Source organism: Bradyrhizobium sp. USDA 4541, assembly GCF_024171085.1.
Lineage (GTDB): Bacteria > Pseudomonadota > Alphaproteobacteria > Rhizobiales > Xanthobacteraceae > Bradyrhizobium > Bradyrhizobium australafricanum.
In genome coordinates this window covers 8,649,183-8,667,705 of record NZ_JALJZF010000001.1, presented here as the reverse complement: position 1 = coordinate 8,667,705, position 18,523 = coordinate 8,649,183, and the positions used below count along the sequence as shown (strand labels likewise).

The window sequence follows — 18,523 nt, the reverse complement described above, 5'->3', positions numbered from 1 at the left end:
GGGACCATGGAGCACTTCTCCGTCATACAGACCCTCTGCCGGATCGGCCTCGAAGGAACCGATCCGCGTTTTCGGAAGCAGGTCGAGCGCCTGCGCGACCGGTTAAGGACGGACGGTGACGAAAAGGCCGCGGCCGCTGTCGATCGGCTGCTCACGGGCGTGTCGAGCGAGCATAGCCTCACCCCGAGCGCGGTGGAGGTTTCTCGCCTGTTGGTCACGGGCGACGAACTCACCGCCAATGTGCATCCGCCCGCCGACCGCGAAACCAGCGTGCCGTTGGCCGAAGTGATCCTAGATCCGGGCGCTGGGCGTCCCGCGCCGATCTACAGCGAGACTCTGACGCTGGCGCTAGACGCCATGCTCGGCGAATGGAAGCAGGTCACGGCCCTGCGGGAGATGGGCGTCGAGCCTTCGCGGTCCTGCCTCATCTATGGTCCGCCGGGCACCGGCAAGACTCTAACGGCGTTCTGGTTGGCCGCGCAACTGCGCCTGCCGGTCATCAACGCCCGTATCGACGGTCTTGTCAGCTCGTTCCTCGGCACGACGGCGCGCAACATCGCGAACCTGTTCACGTTCGCCAATCGCTACCGCTGCATGCTGGTGCTCGACGAATTCGACGCTTTGGCCAAAATGCGCGACGACCCCCACGAAGTGGGAGAAATCAAGCGCGTAGTCAACACGCTGCTTCAGAACCTCGATGCGCGGGCAGGAACCGGGCTGACCGTCGCGATCACCAACCACGACGCACTGCTTGACTCCGCTGTGTGGCGGCGTTTTGAAAATCATATCCGGATTGATCTGCCGGACGAGCGCACGCGCTTCGCCATGCTGAAAACATTCCTCCGTCCACTGGACGTTGATGAGGACGTAGTGCGAACGCTTGTTTTTATCGTCGGCGAGCGGTCGGGGTCGTTCCTCAAGAATTTTGCCGATGCCTTGAAACGGGGTCTGGCTCTCGGCCGCTTGGACGTATCGGCGACGACGATTCTGGCGGCGGCCAAGGCTCTGGTGCCAAGGCTTTCGATCGGCGAGAACCGGCTCTCACCCGCATCGATGTTCGTGAGCGACGAGGCGAGTTTCGTCGGTGCGCTTCTCCACTCCGGCCTGCCGATCCGGCAGGCGAGCATCGCGAAGATGCTAGGCGTCAGCCAAAGCACTATTTCGCGTTACGCGCAGGATTACGCGGCGCGCGAAGCACCGCCGGAGGGCCTGACCAATGCCCAATAACCCCGTCCAGATCGTGCTCAACGACGATGCGTTTCTGCGGGCACCCGATCCGAAGCGCGGAGGCAGCGACAAGGACTTTTTCGAAGGGCGTGATGCCGCCTTCGTGAAGCATCGCGACGGCCTACTCGCCGCTCTGCAAAGGATTGAACAGGATGTTGCCCGGTGGCCGTACGGGCCGCTGTGCTATCTGCGGGTTCGGATGCGCATTGAAGCGATCGCGAAATCGTATCGGCCCAATCGCGCTGTCTTCCTGGCCGATCAGTTTCCCTGCGTGGGGGCCGGAGCGCCGGGCGAGCTGTATTTCCGGGCGCCGCTGATCCATTTCGCGCGGTTGCGGCGCCACATTGCTCTTGCTGAAGACCAGGGCGAGACCCGTATCTCAAGGGAAACCGGGCGTCCTTACCATTGCGTCACCCGCAATCGTTGTGAGGTCGGAGCCATTGAAGCCATCGAGCTTGCTCCGTCCAATCTGAAACGGTCCTTTGCGGCGGATGCCGCCGTTGCGGCGCTTTCGGATCCGCGCGCAGCAAGCGGCTACATCGTCGAGCTATTTGAGACGCAGCCCTTGATCGACGGCGGCGACCACGATGCCTTGGGATTCCAGCGCTCGCTGGCGACGCTGCAAACGATCTTCCGCGAGGGTGGGCGCGGCCTGCTTGCGACGTTGCTGCCGAGCCCCGGCGGCACGCCCGCGATTGAAATGCTTCTGACCGACGCAACCGAACCGGCACGGATCGAAGACCGGCGGATCGTGCGCGGCGCAGAGGAGCGCGTCATCACGCCGGCTCACCTTGATCGTGACGTGAACCGTCACGAACATATCCTTCGGCGGCTGGCCGATCATCCGCTGGTCCGCCGCATCAGGTTTCCGATCCTCATTCAGCCGACCGAAGCTCAGGCCGCTGCAGGTCCATCGCCCTTTCCCGCGATTCCGCGCGTCGCCGATGGCCGCTATCCTCGTGTCGGCGTGATCGATACCGGCATCGACGGCCCGCTCAGAGCATGGGTGTTGGACCGTCATGACTTTTTGGATGAAGCCGACTGCGACCCCGGTCACGGAACACTCGTGGCCGGCGTGCTGATCGGCGCTCAGGCCGTCAATTCGCCGCAGTTGGCCGTCGAGTCCGACGGGTGTGACATTGTCGATGTACCCTTGATGCCGCGAGCACCCTTCAGTGTTGTTTATGGCCAACGCGGCTTCGAAGCATTTCTGGAGGAGCTGGAAGCGGCGCTCACTGAGGCCCGGGACAGCCATGGCGTCCGGATTTTCAATATGTCGTTGAATGTCGTGGCGCCGGTCGATGCCGATACCTACAGCCTCTACGCAGCGCGGCTCGACGATATTCAGGATCGGCTCGGCATTCTGATCGTCAACTCCGCCGGCAATCTGTCGGGCGTCGAATGGCGCGGCCCGTGGCCCGCAAAACTTAATAAGGTGCTGGCGGCCTTGGCGGCCAGAACCGATCCCGACACGATCTTCATGCCGTGCGAGAGCGTGCGCGCGATCGCGGTTGGCGCCCTAAACCCTCCGGGCTCTAGCCAGATCGTAGAAGCGCCGACCACCTACACCCGTCGCGGGCCCGGCCTACGTGTTGGCGTGAAGCCCGATGTCGCGCATTTCGGCGGGACCGGCGACGCATCGCAGCCGGGCACGACGCATCTAATTTCGTGCGACCCGCAAGGCAATCAGGCGCAAACCTGCGGCACCAGCTTTGCGGCCCCGCTTGCCGCGAAGACGCTCGCCGCGCTTGACGCCGCGACGGGGGAGCGGCTCGCGCCCCGCACTTTGCGGGCCTTTCTGATCCATAACGCGACGCTTCCCGCCCCGCTCGCCTCGCCCCGTCTGCGGGATGTCGCGCGTCAGTTCGTCGGGTTTGGCCGGCCTTCGTCGGCGACGACCATGTTGGAAACGGAAGACCATGCGATCACCATGGTCTTCGAAAGCCGGCTCACCGCCGGCGAGCAGAAACCCGCGATCCTCAGATTTAATTTCCAGTGGCCTGCGGCGCTGGTGGATGCCGCCACGCGCGCCTGCCGGGGTCTTGTCAGAATGACTCTCGTCTACGATGCGCCGATCAATCAGGCCTTTGGGTCTGAATTCGTGCGCGTGAATCTCAGCGCCCATCTTCGGCAGCGCCAGCCGGCCGATCGGAAGGACGGCAAGCCAAGCTACAACGACCAGATTTCCCAGGCGTTCTTGCCGCGCACCGGCAAGCTGACGATCCCTGAGCGCAGCCTCATCGACCACGGCCTGAAATGGTGGCCGACGAAGCGCTACGCGGCGGATTTCAGCGGCGGCGTCGGCAACTCGGCGGAATGGCGGCTTGAGGTGGAGAGCGTGGTGCGCGCGGAGGCGACCTTCCCGGCCGAGGGAATCCCGTTTTCGTTGATCCTGACCATCGAAGACGAAGAACGCGGCGCGCCGATTTTCCAGACCTTCCGCCAGACGCTGCTCGCGGGCCGCGTCGATATGCAGGACATACGCACAGCGGTACGTCTACGAACCCGCACATAGCTGCGTACCCTGAAGTGCCGAGGGCGAAGATCGTCGGTATGCTGACCTGCGCGCCAGGCAGCGCCACCGGCCACGCTTATCCATCGGCTAAAATGATGGCGCATATCAGATAAACACCTATTCTGATGGGTGCTGCGATGAAACAATCCACGAGAGAGGTTTTACGTCTGTCTCTTTCGATGGGCCGTGCGTTGTCGAGGCGTTCGCCCCCAACAACGCAAGCTCAGACCATCGCTGCATAGACCTACGCCCCGGGGTCCTTGCACGGTCCAGCCCGCTGCGCCTCGCGGCGGGCTGAACTGTTTCAGGGATCCCGCATCGACGAAGATTCGGCCGAAGGGAAACAGCTTCGCCGCATTGTCGCCTAGGCCGTCGCGCAACAGCAAGGAAATAAGAAATGGCCATTCTGGTCGCCGGCGCCACCGGCACGCATTCGCTTGCCGAAGCCGACACGGACGTTCGCGCTCTCACTCGCGCCCCCGATAAGGCGAAGCTCCCGGCCGGGGTGACTGTGGTCCAGGGTGAATTCAGCGACGTGAGCAGTATCCGCGCCGCGATGAACGGCGTGAGCACGCTTCTTCTGCTTGTCGCCAACGCGACGGATGAACTCGCCAAGGCAATGCTGACCTTGAACGTCGCCCGCGACGCCAAGGTCAAGGGCATAGTTCATCTATCAGGGGGCAAGGCGGGGCAGTTTGCGGATGTGCCGAATTTTGCCAACAAGGCCACAGTCGAGCACATGACCGAAGCCTGCGACCTACCGGCAACGCTCCTTCGTCCGCTCTATTACTTCCAGAACGATGCGGTGGCGCAGAAGGATGCGCTGCTCACTCAGGGGGCTACGGGATGCCACTTGGCAGCACGGGCCTCTCGCTTGTCGATGTCCGTGATGTGGGCGAAGCGGCGGCGAAGGAGCTTCTGCGTCGCTAGCAATCCGCAACGCCGCTGCCGCGCGAAGCCACGCACTCGTCGGACCTGACGTGCTGACGGGGTCTGACCTCGCGGCCATCTGGGCAGGCGCGCTTGACCGCCCCATCGCTTACGGAGGTGACGATTTGCAGGCATTTGCGTGCCGATGCACGTTTTGAGGCCCTGTGCCGGAATAGGTTCGCGAGTGGGTTTCCTGAGTAGGGTGAGAGGCCGATCTCGCACAAAAGATGCGGAAACTGCACGAAAATCGCCGCCAAACTGCGCTGAATAGATAGAATATTTGGCTATCCGTTCGAGCGAACGGACAAAAGAATATTCTACGGAAGTGAAACGCGCGCGAGGGGTGATGAGAAGTTCGACTGTGCCCGCGGCCGAGATTAGTCCTGGAGCCGTATTGTCGGACTGCGGCCCGATCCAGAGCGACCTGTTGCGTCTACGTAATATTGGCAAGACCTTCGGCGTCACGCGCGTGCTGCAGCACGTCGATCTCGATCTTGCGCGCGGAGAGACGGTTGCTCTGCTTGGTGAAAACGGCGCCGGCAAGTCCACGCTCTCCAAGATCATTTCCGGCGTGATTCGGCCCGACAATAACGGCGAAATGGCCCTGGAGGGCCGGCCTGTCGTCTTTCAGGCGCCCCGCGATGCGTTGGCGCATGGGGTCGCTCTCATCCCGCAGGAGCTCGCTTATGTGCCGCATCTATCAGTGGCCGATAATGTGATGCTTAATCGCTGGGAAGGAAAGTGTGGGCTCGTTACGCGACGGTCCACGCGGCGGGCGGCAGAGGAGGCCGCTGCCTACATTGGAGTCGATCTCGGTGACCTGTCGCGCCCGATGGCTCGACTGACCTTGGCCGAGCGGCAGATCGTCGAGATCGTCAAGGTGCTGGCCCGCCGGGCGCGCATCATCGTGCTGGACGAACCAACTGCAGCGCTCAGCGGGGAGGAGAGTCGCCGACTGTTTGGCATCGTCGCCAGGCTGAACCGCGATGGTGTCGGCGTCATCTACGTTTCGCACCGTATGGACGAGGTGCATGAGTTTAGCCAGCGTGTCGTCGTCCTGCGCAATGGTCGCAAGGTTGCCGACATGGTTACGGCCAGAACCAGCAAGTCGGAATTGATCCGCCATATGCTCGGCCGCGATCAGCACAGCAAGCAAACGGTGATCGCGCCTATGAGCAGATCCAACCGGGCGGCGCTTGTTGTTAGTAAATGGTCGCGATCTGGTATCCCTTCTCTTTCTGACGTGTCGTTCAGCGTCGCGGCAAACGAAATCGTCTGCCTCTACGGACTGCGGGGGTCTGGCGCCGAACTTGTCGCGCAAGGACTTGGCGGAACTCGAAATGATATCTCTGGAACGTTCTCCTTGTTTGGCCGAGGTGGCCCGATCCCTGCCACCCCGATCAAGGCAAGGGGGCTCGGTATTGGCTACGTTCCCGCCGAACGCAAGCGCGAAGGGCTGGTACTAAGGCGGAGCATCCGCGAGAATCTCGCTTTGCTGGTGCTATCGCACATGTCTCGCTTCGGTGTGATCCGCGCCGGCTTTGAACGGCGCTGGGCGGCAGAGATAGGCCAGCGCTTCGACGTGCGTTACCACAAGCTGGAGCAGCCTCTCGGTCAGTTGAGCGGTGGTAACCAACAGAAGATCCTTCTTGCTTCGCGAATGGCGATGGCCCCCGCATTCCTCGTGTTGCAGGAGCCGAGCCGGGGCGTCGACGTCGGCGCGCGCGCACAAATCCATTCCTTCCTTTGTGATATCGCTAGGACAAAGTGTCCGATGGTCGTCGTCACGTCAGACATCGAGGAAGCAGTCGAGCTGAGCGATCGATTGATCGTGATCCGTGATGGCCGCATCGTCGGAGAACTAAGCGGCGCGGCCAAAACGCAGTCGGCCGCGGCTGCGCTCGCGGCAGGAGGTATTTGATTAAAATGAGTCAGGCTTTCGTTGAGACCACCGCGCCCGAAACGCCAGCAGATCCCGGTATTCGCCGGCAAAAGGTGGTGCGGCTTCTCGTGCAGTTCTTCGGGATGGGCTTCTTCTATCTCCTGATCGTCGTCTCGCTTTCATTTGCGAGCCCATTTTTCCTGACTTGGAGCAATGCGGCCAATGTGCTGACCAATGTCACGGTGATTGGTATCGTGTCCCTCGGACAATCACTTGCGATTATTTCCGGGGGGTTCGACCTCTCCGTCGCCGGTGTCTTGCCACTCGGCTCTGTTCTGTTCGCGCTCTTCTCCAATGCTGGGATGAATGTGCCGGCGGCCATTGCGCTCGTCATCATCATCGGAGCAGTCGTCGGATTGATAAACGGCCTCATCGTCACCAAAATTAGAATTAGTCCGCTGATCGTCACCCTCGGAACGCTGTCCATCACCGGCGGTCTAGCTTATGCAGTGACCGATGGCGTTACCGTGCCACTCGCCAATGTCGAGGCCGGTGTTTTGGCCGATCCTGCCTTTGCCAGCGTTCCTGCCTATGTCGTGGCGTTTGTCGCTCTCGCGCTCGCTGGCACGTTCCTGCTGAATTTTACCGTATATGGCCGCATGCTCTACGCAGTTGGCGGTAACTCGGAGGCGAGCCGTCTCGCCGGCATTCGTGTCGATCTGGTGACGATCTCAGTTTATGTACTCTGCGGATCCCTCTCGGCATTTGCTGGTGTCGTTGTTGCAAGCCAGCTGCTCGCAGGTTCGGCGACGGTCGGTTCCGATGTGGCACTATCCTCGATCACTGCCGTCGTGCTTGGCGGAGCCTCACTATCGGGCGGCGTAGGCAATATCGGAGGAACGCTGATCGGTGTGCTCATCCTCGGGACCGTGGCGAATGGCCTGGCCCTTTTGCATGTGCCTGCTTTCTACCAGCAGATTGTGACCGGAACCATTTTGCTCATCGGTGTGAGCTTCGCCAGGCTGCGTGAGGTGCTCGCGCGTGAGGACAGCTAAGTGGTCGTGGCCATCGCGGACAATTCTACTCAGGGGGAAATGATGAACTCGAAGACAGATAGATCAATCATGATGAGCCGGCGCACGCTCGTCGCTGGTACTGCGGTTCTGGGCGGCTCTGTTCTCGCCGGATTGGGCATCCAGAAGGCTGAAGCCGGCGATCGCAAGTACAAGTTCGCTTTTGCCAATGTTCAGGAGTCGGGCGAGCTCTTCAAGCAGTTTGGCGACGGCTTCAAGGCGGCGGCTGACAAGATAGGCGTTGTACTTTCGCGATACAACAATAACGGCGACGGTGTCACCGCCTTGAACAATGCAAGGCTGATGATCGAGGAGCAGCCGGACATTGTTTTCGAATACAACGGTGTCGAAGGTATCGGGAACTCCCTGCGGAAGGTTTTCGAACGGGCCAAGGTGCCCTATGTCGCGATCAATGTACCCGTTCCGGGCGGGCACTGGTTCAACCTGGTCAACAAGGAGATCGGTATCGACGCTGCCAAGATTGTCGCCGCCGCCGCCAGGGAGAAGGGCTGGACCGCCGACAATACCACTGTGCTTGTCGCTCAGGCGGCTGCCGCCGGTGTGGAGGTGAACGACTGCGTCCGCTACTTCTACATTACGATCGCCGAGGAGATGGGGATGCAGCAGGTTGGCCCCGAGGCGATCACCGCGACGACAACCATTATTAGTCCGACCGGTATACAGGTGGATGGAAAGGGCGCGCTCGAAGCTAGCTATGCGGCGGTCAAGAACGTTCTCCAGACCATTCCCAAGGACCGCAACTTGCTGCTGTTTGCGGTCAACGATGATTCCGCCATCGCCACGTGGCGGGCTGTTGCAGAGTCCGGGCGCGGCGATAAGGCGCTGGTCGCCGGCCTCGGCGGTTCGCTTGCGGCTCTGAAAGAGCTGCGCACCAATCCGCAATGGGTCGGCGAAGGCTCCGTGTTCAGCACTCACTGGGGCCAGTATCTTCTCGCCATGGGCGTCGCGATCGTGAACGACGAAAAGCCACCGCCGCTGACAAAGGCACCACAGATCGTGCTCACGAAGAAGGATGTAGACACCTACTACGATGCGGCCGGAAAGGTTGTCCTGCTGCCGCCCCTTGTGCCGGAAAATCGCTATCTGGCAGCAACAGGCATCTTGCAGAAGTTTGGCAATGTCAAAGATCTTTGATGCCGCTAGGTCGAGGCGAATCTCAGCCCTCATTTTCCGGCAGCGACCTATGACAGAGGATGATTCGTCCCGCGCGATCAATCTCGCTAGAAGTTGGTCCGGCGATGTTGTCTTCGCCGGATACAACATCTCGACGGGAAAGTCGATCACTTGGCAAGCGGATAAATCCACCGCGACCGCCAGCTGCATCAAGCTTCATATCCTCGTCGCGCTAATGAACGAGGTGGAGAAGGGACGGCAATCGCTTGATCAGGTCATCTCCGTCAAAACCAGCGATTTAGTCGGCGGATCGGGAGTGCTAAAGTATTTATCGCCTGGGGTGAGCATGCCGCTTCGCGATATCGCGACCCTCATGATCATCCTGAGCGATAACTCCGCGACCAATATCATTATTGACTTGCTCGGCCTCGACAAGATCAACCAAATTATTGCCGACATCGGTTTGCCATCGACGCGCCTCATCAATCGCATCGATTTCGCAAAGATCGGAAACGACCCAAGAAATTTTGCAGTGAGCACTGCCCGTGACTTCCTTGCGACACTCACGGCCATTGCCGAAGGCCGACTGATCAGCGTCCGAGCTTCGCAGACAATCCGCGAAATCATGTCGCGCCAGCATTACGTCGATCTGTTGCTACGCAAACTGCCGTATGATCCGTACGCCGCGGACCACGGCACGGCACCAGACCTCACCATCGCTGGCAAGACCGGGTTCGTTTCCGGTGTTCGTGGGGACGCAGTCATTGTCGAGCGGCGTGGCGTGATAGTGGTGATGACAGCTTTCGCCAGTGGAGATGATCGGTCGTTTCTCCCAGACAATGCAGTGGCGCGCTTCATGGGTGATCTGGGTGAGGCGCTGTTCGACGATTTGTCAGTCCCTTGATATTTGGTGACTGATTACATTGTGCTGGCGACTGATCGGGCCGGGAGCGCGGGAGCGGATCCTGACGATGATGATCGGTCCGGGCGCTTTGAAGGCGAAACAACGACGGCTCGATTTGTCGAGCCGAGGCGATCTAGTCCTACACCTTATGGATCAGCCGACTAACTGCTGGCGTCTCAGATGGTGAGGCTGACTTTGTAGTTGGTCAGGAAATCCTGCAGGTTGAGGATATGCTGTACCCACCTGATATTGTCTGAAGCGTTGAGCAAGGACTGCGAGCGATCGATGGACAGCAGCGGGGCCAATACCGCATTGGGGTCGTTCAGTAGGGCGGTGAAGCGGGTGCGTAGCATTCGGGAGTAGGCTGAATCCTGGATAGAGGGGAACACACTTTTAACTCGTCGTACCACTGACTCCGGCAGAAGGTCCGCGGTCGCGGCCCGCAGCAGGCTTTTCTCGCGCCCGTCGAACGTCTTGTGGCCCCATGGGGCACCGAACACATACTCGACCAGCCGGTGGTCGCAATAGGGAACCCGCACCTCCAGGCCTGAAGCCATACTCAGCCGGTCCTTGCGATTGAGCAGCCTCGGCAGGAAGCGCGTGAGAAAGAGGTAACAGACCTGGCGCATACGACGCTCAAGCGGATCAGCCGAGGCGGGGCCGGTCAAGGCGGGGACTTCAGCCAGCGCCCTGCGGTATTGCTCGTCAAGATAGCCGGTCATCTCGAGCTTCGTAGCAACGCCGCTGTCTAAGCACTGCCGGGCGGTATCGACGCTCTCGGACCAGGGAAACGTATCAGCCTGAACGCACGCGGAATCGTGGAACCAGGCGTAGCCCCCGAAAAGCTCGTCGGCCGACTCTCCGGACAGCGCGAGCGCCGAGCGTTTCCGCACAGCCCGGAACAACAGATAGAGTGAGCTATCGAGATCCCCTCCCGTGAATGGCAGGTCGTGAGCGTGGAGGGTGCTGGCCAGCACGCTCGAGTCCATGAGTTCGTCTGCGGATAATGTGATGTTTGTGTGCTCGGTATCGACGAACTTTGACACCTCCTGCACGTATGGTCCGTCGGGTGTGGGACACATCGGGCTTGGGGTAAAATTGTCGGTGTAGCCGACAAAATCGAGCGCGAAGGATCGGATCCGATTGTCGCTGAAGCGCGCGGCCAATGCGGTCAAGGCTGAGGAATCCAGCCCGCCCGACAAAAGTGTGCACAATGGCACGTCAGCGATAAGCTGCCGCTGGACTGTGTCCTCGAGCATATCGCGGACCCGCCGAACCGTGGTCGGCACGTCGTCGGTGTGCCCGGTGTCGGTGAGCTGCCAATATTTCATCTGCTGGATGCCATCGCGCGTCACGCGGACGATGTGACCCGGCCGTACCTCGCGCATACCGCGAAAGGCCGTGATGTCCGGATCGGCAATGGAGCACAGCGTGCGGCGAAGTCCGTCGCCGTCCATGATGCGGGCAGCCAGGCGATTAGCCAGGATCGCCTTTGGCTCGGAGCCGAACAGCACGCCGTGCGGGGTGGGGTAGTAGTAGAGGGGCTTAATGCCGAGCCGATCGCGTATGAGAAGCAGTTCGCGCCTGCCAACGTCCCAAAGTGCGTAGGCAAACATCCCGTTCAGTTCGTTCACCGCGGAGCGCGGATCTTGTCGGCCCCACTCGCGATGAGCCTGCAGCACCACCTCTGTGTCACTGCTCGTATCAAACCGATGGCCAAGGGCGGCGAGTAGTCGACGCAGCTCGCGGTAATTGTAGGTTTCTCCGGTGTAGACAAGCACCAGGGCGGTTCGGCCGTCCTGCTGGAGCGTCATCGGCTGGCGACCGCCCTCAATGTCAATGATAGCCAGGCGGCGGTGTCCAAGCGCGGCGGGTCCGTCGATCCAAATCCCTTCGTCGTCGGGACCGCGGTCGGCCATGGTGGCCGTCATCTGGGCAAGCTCCTGTCGCGCTTTGGGAGCTCCAAGGTCACGATCGAAGTCAATCCATCCACAGATGCCGCACATATTTTGGCTCCTTACCCTAGGTGAGCTGTCGCGCAAATTCAGGGGTGATGAGACACCGCATCCGCGAGCACGGCCCCTCATTGGTTGTGTCGTTGGCTTTGGCTCAACAGGCTCCCTCGGATAGCGCCAGACGGCGAGCACCGACTTACTCGAGTGGCAGGCTTGAGCTGTTGTAAGGTTCGATTTGCGAGCGGGTAGCCCGGCAGTGTCAAATCGTTTGTGGGGGCGGCTGGATCCGTGTCAAACAGGGATTACTAACCGGCAGTCGGCATTCACTTGCCATCACGCTGCATTCGCGTAATCCTTGTCAGTTGCTCGTCCTGCAAGTCGTAAAACTCCTCGCGGGTCATCTCGTAGTACTGCCAAAACTTGCGCTGATACCAGCGGTCGTCGACGTAGCGTAGCCCAAGCTTCTTGGCGGCCCGCTCGGAGCGAAGATTGCCATGCGCAATGACGCAGGCAATCTTTTTCCTGGTCGAGCTTTGCAAGGCGTGCGTGATGGTAAAGCGTGCGGCTTCCGGCCCCAGACCTCGTCCTGCTCCATATTCGGTGAGGGAGTATGCGAGTTCTAGATTATTCGTACCCTCATAGTCGCGCAGGCCACAGCGGCCGATAAAAATCGGACCATCGTTGGCTTTCTCGTAGACAATCCAGTCGCCGAAGCCATTCTTGCGCCAGGTGGCGATAAACCGATTGAGCCATTTGCCGACATCGTCAGTGCTTTGCGGCACGCCATTGAATAGCGCCGTCTGAACGAGGGGGTCGTTGTGCAACTTGAACAATTCCGCCTCGTGGGCGAGTCCCGGCGGGACGAGGATCAAGCGTTCGGTCTCAGATCTGATCATCGGTCTTCTTCCAAGAAGATTTGTGTCGAACCACAGTCAAGTGGCCTGATCAGACCTTAAGAACATCGAAATCTCTGCTCGTAGTTGAATTACATCCTGATACAGCGCGCCGTTGTCGATCAGCGAGATGCTGACGCATGAGACCCGCCGAACTGAAACCAAGCATCCACTTTACCAAGATCTGTGCGGCTGAAATGCCGGGGCCACGGCACATTAGCAGGCATTCAAATGTAGGCACCTACTAAAGCTGAGAGTTGAAGAGCGCACACGATCAGCTCTCCGGCAGCACGCGGCGCGGTGTCGCAGTTGCAGCAAGGTTGCGAGTGCTCGACCGGCCTTGCTGCACCGACGCCCGCTGCCCGGGTCACGGACGAACCTTGTCCGGCGATGCGGAAGAACCGCGAGATCTACATCGCGCAGCGGCTTGCAACGCGAACATTCGGTCTCCAGCCAACACTACCGTTGATCGCCGGCCGGCCGCGGGTGAGGGTCTATCTGGGTCTATCGGCTAAACTGTTGGACAACGACTGTCTGAACCACACCGGCCGATACGAAGAGATGGTCGGCCTCGTTCGGCACACCTTGACCAAGGTCTTGCGTGACCGAACCCGTGGAGGCACGTGGCTCCAACGTGTAATTCAACGCCAATATCCGCCACTTGAGGATAGCTCGCTCACGAATGCGTTTCTCTCCCCGGCATGCCTGCATCGAGAGCGACTGGGCGCTCCATGGCATCTCGTTCGGCCGCTACGCGAGTTTCTCCATCTCCTTCGGCGTGTGACAACTCGCTGGTCTGTTGCTCATTCAGGATCGATTCACTCGACGCCGGGCAGTCCCACACTCAATCGGTATTCGCTCGAACATAACAAGAACAAAGATCGGATCCTAAACTGCGTCGCGGCAATTTTCCGGTTCGGAGAACGCCGGAGGCGAGTGGCATCCGGCGGCCAGGTGTTGTGATTTCGATGGCCGGCGCCGTCAGCGCGAGCGCCGACACGGGTGTTGGGCGCAAGGACTTGCCTGGACTGCCAATGAGGACAAGCGATCAGAGCCTGCTGCGTGATTTCGGCCGGCAGGGAGAGGGACGCTTCCACAGGATAGGGGCAGGGCTCGCGCTTTATTCTGTCGACCTGCGAGCCGGACTGATCCAAAATCCCTGCGAGCAGAGAACAGAAAATACCCGTAGCAGTGATGGCAACATTAGAAGACGTATTTCGTTCATTGTTTCCTGAATTTCCCGCCGATCAAGACCCGTTCGTGCAACCGCCTAGGTTGCCTGCCGACGTCTTTGCGTTCTCAGCTCACCTGCTGGAGCGCTCGGGCGCATCCCATCACATCGCGCCGCACGTGCCCATGCCGGACTCGGATTTTCGCAGCCTGATCGTGGACGCGGCGATGCGAAATCGGGCCGCCAGGCTTGGGAAGGAATGGCTCCGCGCGCCGACGCCGGCCGGTCGGACGCTTCCCAGCGCGCCAGGCAAAGTCATAGCGACGTGGCGTCGTCTCAGGAAATATCGCGATGAAATCGTCTATGAGCCGCTATTGGAGAAATCGGATGCTCCCGACTGGTGGATGCCTTGTCTGGAGCTGATGATGATCGCGGACGAGGCGTCCCGAGATATTGGATTCGATTCGGATCATCCATTCATTCTGCCGATGCGTTCCGCATACGTATTGGAAGAGACCGAGGACGATTTTTATACCCTTCAACGAGCGTCATTCTCACTATCGACTGCCGTCGATGATCTTGTGTGTGTCCAACCTAAGTCAAGGACTCCCACTGTCGGATGCACGCTGAGGTCGCTTTCGCATCATCTCGCGCTGCTTCCTCCGCGAGGCCAGGTTCGCGCTCGTTGGGTCCAACCAGTATTTCCCGAACGAGCCGGCCAAAGGCCCAGAAAGTTGGGACTTCTGCTCTTGCCGTACCCATTCCGGATCGCTGACGACGTCTTCGAGGAGGTTGCTGTGCATGCAAAGGACGCATGGGGATGGTTCGGTGTGCGGTCTAGCTGGCTGCCGGATAATCGAGACAGAACGAAGCGAAAGGCGTTCGTCGGATATGTCTTGCAGTTGGTGCGCGAGGCGAGGTCGAAAGGCAAACGCGTCGACGCGGTCGTGCTTCCCGAGCTTGCACTCAATTTCACGCAGTTCGTGGATCTCGCTCGAGCTCTCGCCAAGGACGAAATGATCGAATTCCTCATTGCGGGAACAACGCACGATCGGTCCGGCCGCGGCGGAAATTTCGTCGCGATCGCCCCGTTCTTCCTGTTGGAAGGTCGTCGGACCGCCAATATGACGGACTGGGAAAAGATCATCCTGGTGCGGGAAAAGCACCATCGCTGGAAGCTCAATTCTTCGCAGATCGAAGCGTATGATCTTGGACTAGACCCAAAGAAGAGCTGGTGGGAGCATCTGTCCATTCTCAGCCGGAGTCTGGACGTCCTCGTGTTCAGAGGAAACAGTACCTTGACGACTTTGATTTGTGAGGACTTGGCGCGCGTCGATCCATGCCAAGCGGTCGTCCGGGGCGTCGGGCCCAACCTGCTGATCGCGCTCCTGATGGACGGACCACAATTGGAGAACAGGTGGCCGGCGAGATACGCAACGGTCCTGGCTGAGGATCCGGGAACGTCGGTTCTGACACTCACTTCGTTCGGCCTGATAGCGCGTCAAAACGAACTTGGGGATCATCCGCAAGCCAGCGCGATAGCGCTTTGGAAAGACGACGTGAACGGGGCGAAGAAGCTTGAGCTTCCGAGAGATTGCGACGCTCTCGTTCTGGAGCTTGTCGCGGAAGGAAAAACCGAACGGACGCTGGATGGTCGGTCAGACGATGGATCGACCCATCGATGGGTCTACGATGCGCACTGTGGTGTCAGTGTGGGAGCACAAGATCGGCCTGATTGGATCACGACCGGTGTGGCCAGATCCAAATAGACCGATCGATTTTAGGCACGCTTCTTCGCTGCGGGCCTGAAGTCTTGCTGAGCGCGTTTGGTGAAGGTCTCAAAAATGCGCTTCTCCTCGGGGTCTGTCGACGACTTTCTGACGACGATCGCTGCGGCTTTCTTCGCCTTGCGAGTCTGTTCCGAGTACTTCTTGGAAATGTTGGCCATCAGTTGCCTCAGCTTCCCCGGAAACCGTGGAAATCTATAATACAATGTACATCTTGCGTGCGGCCAAACAAGGCCCGGATCGAGCCAAACTTGCTTAATTAAGCATTATCTTCCAATAACTTCCCGTCTGGTTGGCGCGGACGAGGGCAAGAAGCCTCGAACCGTCGATTGAGCACGCCTGTTCCAGACCGGTCGATCGCCATGTCGCTTGAGGTAGGCATCGTCCTGCTTGCCGATCGTCGATTGCATTTCCGCGAAGGCAGATTCCCCCTCCGATCCGACGTGTTTTCAGCGTTAACTTGGAGGTCCTGAAGGACAACGTGCGAGGAGAGCCTCGCAGGGCCTCTACTATCTGACGGAGGGCCTCGCCGTGGAGTAGCTTATCTCCGCGGTCAGATCGATCGCCAGCGCCCGAAGTGCGTTCGACATCACGCGAGTCTGTGCGATGAAGTGCAAGCCGTCGCCTCAAGAACCAGGCTATGGAGGAGAAGCTCGGATAGTTGGCGCAGTTTGCCGGTTCGGCAGGCCCGAGCGGACGGGTGCCTATATTCACTACTCTAGTGTGCCGAGAGGCCATCGCTCTAATGCCCAGGTTCTCTCCCTTGCGTCCGATAGCGCGAAAACGGCGCATCCAGGCACTTAGCCGCAGTATTTGAGCGTGGCCACGCATGGCTTGAGAGAATTCAACTTCAGGAACTCGGTAAAGGTCTGCCAAGAACAGAGGGGCGCTGGAAAGAAGCCGATGAAAGACGAATGGCGTACACGTATCGGAAATAGTGACAAGCTGCCGAAGGGAATGGTCGAATTCGATGGCAAGCGTTACCTTGATGGTCGTGCGTCTGATCCCGGCGAGCTTGGCTGGATGCGGGGTGCCCCGCCGTCTGCAGACAAGCGCATTACTTTCGAGAGCGACACCTTCCTCGAATTCCCAAAAATACGTTGGGCGCTCTCGCATATGCGCGAACTGACGGCCACCGTTAATGTTTGGCGGGGGGCGTACCTGTCGTCACGTCTGCAGGGCGACGATCGGACGGTTGATATCGATGCCCTGACATTCACTGATACGACCGGGCGCGAGCGCCGATTCGATGAGGCATTAATCGACACCTATACTGACGGCATTCTAGTGCTGCATCGTGGACGCGTCGCTTACGAGCGATACTTTGGCGCGCTAGCACCTCACCTGCCGCATGCGTGTAACTCGATCACGAAGTCGTACGCAGGCACGCTCGCAGCTGCCCTCGTGTGTGAAGGCGTGCTCGACGATACGAAGACAATCCCGCATTACCTACCCGAGTTGCGCGGCACCGCATGGGATGACGCCACCTTGCGCCAGGTGATGGACATGCAAATGGGTCTTGCCTACACAGAATCTTACGCGGAATCGACCTCGAGCGTCTGGGAGTATGCGCGCGCCGCCGGTTGGCGCCCGCGTTCAAACGATGAGCAGGGGACACAGACCTGTGCCGACTACCTGCGTTCAATCAAGAAAGCTGGCGTGCACGGCGAGGCATTCGCGTATAAGAGCGTAAACACTGAGGTCATGGCTTGGGTGATGGCGCGCGTGACGGGCCGCTCATTTGCGCAGCTGCTCAGCGAGCGGCTCTGGGCGCCCCTCGGTTGCGAAGAAGATGGCTACATGATTGTCGATTCCGCGGGCATGCCGATGGCTGGCGCGGGATTATCGGCAACGCTGCGTGACATGGCGCGTTTCGGCGAGTTGATGCGCCGTGAAGGGGAGTGGAATGGAAAGCAACTGATTCCCGCTTCGGTCGTACACGACTTGCAAAAGGCCGACCACTCCCTCAAGTTTCCGCTGATGGGGTATAATTACTCCTATCGCAGCCAGTGGTGGATGACACATAACGAGCTGGACGCCATAGAAGCTCGGGGCATCCATGGCCAGCGCCTATACATCGCGCCGAAAGCAGAGATGGTGATCGCGCGCTTCTGCTCGCACCCGATAGCGTCGGCCGCGCTCAGCGATCCGATCACTATGCCTCAGATGTTCGCATTGGGCCAGATGCTGCTTCGATAATGCCGACGGCAAGTGGTCATCGCACTCGCACCTTCTCGGTCAGATGGCGCCCAATATTGGGCTCGAATCTGGAGCGCCTGACGGGTCTGCGGAGGGGCTCGCGCGGCTTGGGGAGCATAACGAAAGCAATCTCCAGCCTTAAGAACTATTGCTGGGTTGCTCTGCAGCGAGCCATCAATGTGCTGCAGCGTGCTGTCCAATGATGGAGCAGGAACTGTTAGGATCGACAGATATTGGCTGCTCTCATCGGCTGTGTGACGTGATGTGAGTTGGTAGAGAATACGTGATGCAGGATGCTCCAAAGTTCTGCCTGATGTCTGACCAAGGTGCAAAGAAACGATCCGCGAGGGAAGTCCCTGGATCACTCCTCGGACGGTTTCTCAATTGGAACGGCAAATCCCGCCTTGACGCGGTCCATGATGACCATCGTCTTGAAGCCTTTGATGTCCGGGTTCTCATAGAAGAATCGCCGAGTGAACTGCTCATACTCTTCCATGGTGCGCGCGGTAACGTATAAGACGAAATCGGCGTCGCCAGTAACATAAAATCCATTAACGACCTCGGCGGAAGACCTGATCGCCTTCTTGAATCTATCGATGATATCCGAACGCTCCCGCTCGAGATTCACGAGCACGAGCATCTGAATGGGGCGCCCGACCGCCTTTGCCGAAATGATAGAGACGTCGGCCTCGATGATGCCGTCCGAGCGCAGCCGCTTCAGCCGCCGTTGACACGCGGTGGCGGAAAGCCCCGCCATTTCGCCGATAACCTCAGACGTTAAACGGTTGTTCTTTTGCACGATCTCAAGGATCCGGGCGTCTATTCGATCGTACCGCATGGTCATCTCCGCCTT

The 18,523-nt window shown here is 59.6% G+C and carries 13 protein-coding genes; 9 read left to right on the top strand and 4 right to left on the bottom strand.

The genetic code is table 11. The features are described from left to right. Window positions 1-6: 6 nt before the first annotated feature. The 7 genes from J2R80_RS41045 to J2R80_RS41015 all read left to right on the top strand — a co-directional run bounded on the left by J2R80_RS41045 (window position 7) and on the right by J2R80_RS41015 (window position 9,665). Window positions 7-1,227, top strand: a complete 1,221-nt coding sequence (locus J2R80_RS41045; RefSeq protein ID WP_253640729.1) for an AAA family ATPase — start codon at window positions 7-9, stop codon at window positions 1,225-1,227. After that, the gene (locus J2R80_RS41040) at window positions 1,217-3,742 is read left to right on the top strand and encodes a S8 family peptidase (protein ID WP_253640728.1); all 2,526 of its coding nucleotides are present in this window, start codon (window positions 1,217-1,219) and stop codon (window positions 3,740-3,742) included. The genes J2R80_RS41045 and J2R80_RS41040 overlap by 11 nt, the downstream gene beginning before the upstream one ends. Window positions 3,743-4,139: 397 nt before the next feature. After that, window positions 4,140-4,721 carry an NmrA family NAD(P)-binding protein gene (locus tag J2R80_RS41035; protein ID WP_253640727.1) on the top strand — a complete coding sequence of 194 codons (582 nt, stop codon included), beginning with the start codon at window positions 4,140-4,142 and terminating at the stop codon, window positions 4,719-4,721. A 345-nt stretch (window positions 4,722-5,066) separates the two neighbouring features. Further along, the gene (locus J2R80_RS41030; protein ID WP_253640726.1) at window positions 5,067-6,593 is read left to right on the top strand and encodes a sugar ABC transporter ATP-binding protein; all 1,527 of its coding nucleotides are present in this window, start codon (window positions 5,067-5,069) and stop codon (window positions 6,591-6,593) included. Between the two features lie 5 nt (window positions 6,594-6,598). Further along, a complete protein-coding gene (locus J2R80_RS41025) occupies window positions 6,599-7,609 on the top strand; it encodes an ABC transporter permease (protein WP_253640725.1) in 1,011 nt (336 codons plus the stop codon). Beyond that, complete coding sequence (locus tag J2R80_RS41020) at window positions 7,610-8,782, top strand: substrate-binding domain-containing protein (RefSeq protein WP_253640724.1); 1,173 nt, start codon at window positions 7,610-7,612, stop codon at window positions 8,780-8,782. Between the two features lie 49 nt (window positions 8,783-8,831). Beyond that, on the top strand, window positions 8,832-9,665 hold the full coding sequence (locus tag J2R80_RS41015; RefSeq protein ID WP_253640723.1) for a serine hydrolase: 834 nt from the start codon (window positions 8,832-8,834) through the stop codon (window positions 9,663-9,665). Between the two features lie 176 nt (window positions 9,666-9,841). Here the strand turns inward: J2R80_RS41015 and asnB are convergent, their stop codons facing one another. Both asnB and J2R80_RS41005 read right to left on the bottom strand, forming a co-directional pair. Then, window positions 9,842-11,671: an asparagine synthase (glutamine-hydrolyzing) gene (gene asnB, locus J2R80_RS41010; RefSeq protein ID WP_253640722.1), complete on the bottom strand. Its 1,830-nt coding sequence runs from the start codon at window positions 11,669-11,671 to the stop codon at window positions 9,842-9,844. 272 nt (window positions 11,672-11,943) lie between these two features. Continuing rightward, the gene (locus J2R80_RS41005; RefSeq protein ID WP_253640721.1) at window positions 11,944-12,516 is read right to left on the bottom strand and encodes a GNAT family N-acetyltransferase; all 573 of its coding nucleotides are present in this window, start codon (window positions 12,514-12,516) and stop codon (window positions 11,944-11,946) included. 1,191 nt (window positions 12,517-13,707) lie between these two features. Between J2R80_RS41005 and J2R80_RS41000 the strand changes: the two genes are divergently transcribed. After that, the gene (locus tag J2R80_RS41000) at window positions 13,708-15,453 is read left to right on the top strand and encodes a hypothetical protein (protein ID WP_253640720.1); all 1,746 of its coding nucleotides are present in this window, start codon (window positions 13,708-13,710) and stop codon (window positions 15,451-15,453) included. Between the two features lie 11 nt (window positions 15,454-15,464). Here the strand turns inward: J2R80_RS41000 and J2R80_RS40995 are convergent, their stop codons facing one another. Continuing rightward, window positions 15,465-15,632: a hypothetical protein gene (locus J2R80_RS40995; RefSeq protein WP_209910113.1), complete on the bottom strand. Its 168-nt coding sequence runs from the start codon at window positions 15,630-15,632 to the stop codon at window positions 15,465-15,467. A 658-nt stretch (window positions 15,633-16,290) separates the two neighbouring features. Here J2R80_RS40995 and J2R80_RS40990 point away from each other — a divergent pair. Next, window positions 16,291-17,670 carry a serine hydrolase gene (locus tag J2R80_RS40990; protein ID WP_309143795.1) on the top strand — a complete coding sequence of 460 codons (1,380 nt, stop codon included), beginning with the start codon at window positions 16,291-16,293 and terminating at the stop codon, window positions 17,668-17,670. A 361-nt stretch (window positions 17,671-18,031) separates the two neighbouring features. Here the strand turns inward: J2R80_RS40990 and J2R80_RS40985 are convergent, their stop codons facing one another. Beyond that, a complete protein-coding gene (locus J2R80_RS40985) occupies window positions 18,032-18,508 on the bottom strand; it encodes an Lrp/AsnC family transcriptional regulator (protein WP_253641089.1) in 477 nt (158 codons plus the stop codon). Window positions 18,509-18,523: the final 15 nt, after the last annotated feature.